General features: G+C 43.2%; 1 pseudogene. It reads right to left on the reverse strand.

Annotation, left to right across the window (positions count from 1 at the left end):
• Positions 1-278 precede the first annotated feature (278 nt).
• A pseudogene (locus tag ACO0KV_RS18405) lies at positions 279-387 on the reverse strand (IS5/IS1182 family transposase); the annotation flags it as partial.

The raw sequence follows: 387 nt of genomic DNA on the forward strand, positions 1-387 counted from the left end.
TTTTCTGTCCCATACCCCGATCAATGTACGCCCTAACCACCTTAATTCGAAATTCCTTTGTATATTTGGTCATAAAAAATGCCCCCGAAAAATTTGGAACAATGTCCAACTTTTCGGGGGCACTTCACTTGCGGCTCCTTTTTTTATGATCAACCGTCACTGCACTCCCCTCTCCCTCCTCGGCATGACACGCATTCAATGGCATTGGTGATTCCTTTAGTCCTCACTACATACAATTTAGGAACGCACGAAAAATTACAATTAGGGCGTGTTGACATTTATTTTAACCAAAGCATCGAAGCTGCAATTGCCACAAATGAAGCAAATCGTTCAGCGAGTTTGTCGTATCGCGTTGCAACCCGCCTAAATTGTTTGATGTGAGCAAAG

Source organism: Undibacterium sp. RuRC25W, from assembly GCF_049339825.1.
Taxonomy (GTDB): Bacteria; Pseudomonadota; Gammaproteobacteria; order Burkholderiales; family Burkholderiaceae_D; genus Undibacterium.